We start from the raw sequence: 3,998 nt of genomic DNA, 5'->3' as shown, positions 1-3,998 counted from the left end.
GTCTTGCGGTCGGCGGGATTCCGCCGTGCCATCCGTCCGGTCCTCGGCGCCGGGGTCCTCATCAGCGTCATCGGGCAGGTGGGCACGGGCCCGTTCCTGCAGGGCATCGTCAGCCTGGACGGACCGACGATCGGCGCGGCGCTGCTTCTTTCGGCCGTTGCAACGGTGGCTGCCTCGTGGCGGTGGCAGCTCATCGCGACCCGCCTGGGAGTTCCGCTCCGCTTGTCGACCGCCGTCGGAATGTACTACCAGTCCCAGTTCTTGAACACGATCCTTCCGGGCGGAATCGTCGGGGACATCCGCCGGGCAGTCGACAGCGGCCCGCGCGGCACAAGCGTCAGGCCCGCCGCGCGCGCTGTCGCGGTCGAGCGCCTGTCGGGGCAGGTCGTGCAGCTCGGCCTGGCGCTGATAGTGCTGGCGTGCTTCGGAACCGAGTTCGAGGGCTACCTGCTGCCGGCGCTCGGGATCGGATTCGGCGTCGTCGTCGCCGGGCTTGCCGCGACGATAGCGCTGAGCACACGCGCCCATGCGGTGCTGCTCAGCGAGGCGCGCGAACTCCGGGCCGGCCTCGGATCACTGCGCACCTCCCTGCAGGTCGCGATCGCGTCGGTCATCGTCGTCGGCTGCCATGTCGCCACTCTCACGCTCGCAACTACGGCCGTTGGCGCGAGGATGCCGGGGCTGCGGATGCTCACTCTCGCTCTCGTCATCCTGCTCGGCGCCTCGATCCCGCTGAACATCGGCGGCTGGGGACCTCGCGAGGGCATCGCCGGCTGGGCATTCGCAGTTGCGGGATCGGGCGCGCCGGCGGGGGTGGCGGCATCCACCCTGTTCGGCGTGCTCACGATGCTCTCGATCGCGCCAGGCGCGCTCGTCGCCGCCGCTGTCGCCGTTCGTCTGCGCCGACCGGAGTCCATTCTCGTTCCACACGCTCTCGACCAGGAGGAGACATCGTGACACTCACGCCATTCGTCACCCTGAGCTGCGCCATCTCGCTCGACGGGTATCTCGACACAGCGCGTCCACCGCGGCTCACCCTGTCGAATGCAGCCGACCTCGATCGTGTCGACGCCGTGCGGGCAAGGAACGACGCAATCCTGGTCGGTGCACGAACCGTGCGAGCCGACAACCCGCGATTGCTGGTGAGGAGCGCTGCCCGCCAGAACCGTCGAGAGGCGGCCGGCCTGCCGCGCTCACCGTGGAAGGTCACGGTGACGGCGACGGGCGACCTCGATCCGAACGCGGCATTCTTCACATCCGGCGACACCACTCGGCTCGTGTACTGCCCCGCGCCGCTGGCCGGCGGCCTCCGGCGACGGCTCGGACCCGCCGCCGTTGTCGTCGGGCTGGACGGTGGAGTGAGAATGGCCGACCTCGTCGCCGACCTGGGTCAGCGCGGGATCGGCACGCTCATGGTCGAGGGAGGAGCGATAGTCCACACGCAGTTTCTCACCGCGAATCTGGTCGACGAGCTCCAGCTATGCGTGGCACCGTTCTTTGTCGGCTCAGCCGGTGGCGCCCGCTTCGTCGGCGACGCCCTGTTTCCCTGGACCAGTGACCGGCGGGCTCACCTCGCAGAAGCCAGGCCGATCGGTGACATGGTTCTGATGCGCTACGCGCTCTCAGATCGGTTCACCGAGCACGACGCGGAAGCCCACCCGGCTGTGATCACGGCGCCTCTCATGGCGGGAATGCGGTGAGCGCCAACCGTCCGCCGATGGTTCGACGACGGGTGGGTTTGGCCGCCGCCCTCGTCCTGGCATTCGTCTCTGTCCTCGCGCCTGGATGGATCAGCACGGGGTCGCTGCTGGCCCTGGTGCGCGTACCCCTGGAATCGGTCGTCGTCGTCCTGATCCTGGCGGGACTTCGGCGTCCGTTCGCGCGCCGGACCGTCTCGATCCTCGCCGCCATGGTCTTCGTCGCAACCATCGCTCTCGCGGCTCTCGATCGGGGGTTCAAAAGCACGGTCGGTCAGCCGTTCAATGTGGTGACCGGCTGGCCGGAGGTGCGGGACGCCTACGGTGTCCTCCGGGATTCTGCCGGCCCGGTCGCATCGGTCACACTGCTCATCCTGATCCCGATATCGTTTTCGGCTGTCACTCTCATTCTCGCTGGTGCATTCCTTCGGATCACGGACGCAGTGGGTCGGCACCGCCGCCCCGCAGCGATCGGTGGCTTCGTGATCGCAGCGAGTTGGATCGCGCTCGGATTCAGCGGCGCCCAGGTCGTACCCGGCGAATCCGTCGCCGCTGCGGACACGATCCACACGGTCGTCGTGAAAGCCGAGCAGGTCAGGATCGCGGATGCCGACCAGGCCAGATTCGCACGCGCAAGCGCAACCGACGAATACGCCCGACTGCCGGCATCCTCTCTCCTCACCGGGCTGAAGGGAAAGGACGTCATCGTCGCGTTCGTCGAAAGTTACGGCCAGGTCGCCGTGCAGGACACGTTCTTCTCCGTCGGCGTCGACGACGTCCTGCGCAGGGGAAACGCGGAGCTCGCGGCCACGGGCTACCAGGAACGCAGCGCCTTTCTCACCTCGCCGACATTCGGCGGAATCAGCTGGCTCGCCCATTCCACCCTGCAAACCGGGCTCTGGATCGACTCACAACAGAAATACGATCAGGTGACCGCCGGAAACCGGCTCACCCTCAGCAGGGCATTTGCCGAGGCGGGCTGGCACACCATCAGTGACGTGCCCTCCGACACCGGGCCGTGGCCGATCGGCCGATCGTTCTATCATTTCGGGACAGAACTCACCTCCCAGAACGTCGGATATCAGGGTCCTCCGTTCAGCTATGCCCTGATACCCGACCAGTACACCTGGGAATACTTCCAGAAGCACGAACTGGCCGGACCACACCGTCCGCTGATGGCGGAGATCGACCTGGTGTCCTCGCACACCCCGTGGACTCCCCTGCCTCACGAGGTGCCGTGGACCGCTGTCGGAGACGGTTCACTCTACGACCCCCAGCCGGACCAGGGACTGTCTCCGAGCGAGGTCTGGCAGAACCCGCATCTGGTACAGCAGCTCTACGGACAATCCGTTGAATACTCGCTCAGCACGCTCATCTCGTTCCTCACCACCTACGACAACCCGAATCTCGTCCTCGTCGTTCTCGGCGACCACCAACCGGCGACCGTGGTCAGTGGCGAAGGCGCGAACCACACCGTGCCGATCAGCATCATCTCCCGGGATCCCGAGGTCATGAGCCGGATCGCTTCCTGGCAGTGGCAACCGGGAATGCTGCCGGATCGCGCGGCACCCGAATGGCGGATGGACGAGTTCCGTGACCGGTTTTTCGCGGCATTTGAGTGACGACCTGTCCTCAACAGTGTGCTGGTCAGAGGAAGTTTCCACACACCTGAGCCATGCTCACAGAATGTCGGTGGTCGGTCGTAACGTGGGGGCATGACCAACCTCCCGGAGTCGCCCGCCTCACCCGAAAAGCCGCACGGCGACCGGGAGCATGACGACCCGGTGCTCGGCGGCGGCGTGCTCGGCGGCGGCGTGCTCGGCGGGTTGCGCTCGATGGCAAATGTCGTCACCGGGTTGGGCGGTTCGTCCGCCGCCGTCGACACGCTCAGTGACGAGGCGGTGCTCGAGGGACACGTGTTGATCGCGGGAGCCCGGCGGGCCCTCGACACCCAGGCGGCGTGGTTCGCAGCGACCCTGGCCCGCAGGTCCCGGCCCGAACTCGGCGGGAAGGGTCTTGCGGCCCGGAAGGGGTTCCGCTCCCCGGAGGACCTGCTGCAGTCGATCTCCGGGTCGAGCAAGGGCGATGCGGTCAAGCTCCTCGGGGTGGGCCGGCTGGTGGCCGAGATCGACGCCGCTGAGAAGGCCGCCCGCGACGCCGCCGAGGCCCAGAAGCTGCTCGACGGCACCCCGCCCCTCGACGGGGCCGCTCCAGATCTGCCGCCGGTCGACCTGCAGGGCCCGAAGATCCGGCTCGGCAAGTTCGAGGGCGGCCCTTATGAACTGGCCGTCGGCGACATCT

General features: G+C 67.4%; 3 protein-coding genes and 1 pseudogene. All 4 read left to right on the top strand.

Translation table 11 applies throughout. The features are described 5' to 3' along the window. The coding region (locus QN345_RS16450; RefSeq protein ID WP_323508894.1) for a lysylphosphatidylglycerol synthase transmembrane domain-containing protein at positions 1-957 on the top strand (957 nt) is incomplete at its 5' end. After that, positions 954-1,700, top strand: a complete 747-nt coding sequence (locus QN345_RS16445; protein ID WP_322189712.1) for a RibD family protein — start codon at positions 954-956, stop codon at positions 1,698-1,700. The genes QN345_RS16450 and QN345_RS16445, both read left to right, overlap by 4 nt. Beyond that, positions 1,697-3,319: a CDP-alcohol phosphatidyltransferase gene (locus QN345_RS16440; RefSeq protein WP_323508893.1), complete on the top strand. Its 1,623-nt coding sequence runs from the start codon at positions 1,697-1,699 to the stop codon at positions 3,317-3,319. Before QN345_RS16445 ends, QN345_RS16440 begins: the two co-directional genes overlap by 4 nt. Before the next feature lie 93 nt (positions 3,320-3,412). Next, positions 3,413-3,998, top strand: a pseudogene (locus tag QN345_RS16435) (hypothetical protein); the annotation flags it as partial.

Source organism: Cryobacterium sp. 10I1, assembly GCF_035019805.1.
GTDB classification, from domain to species: Bacteria; Actinomycetota; Actinomycetes; order Actinomycetales; family Microbacteriaceae; genus Cryobacterium; species Cryobacterium glucosi.
This window is presented reverse-complemented; position numbering and strand designations above follow the sequence as displayed.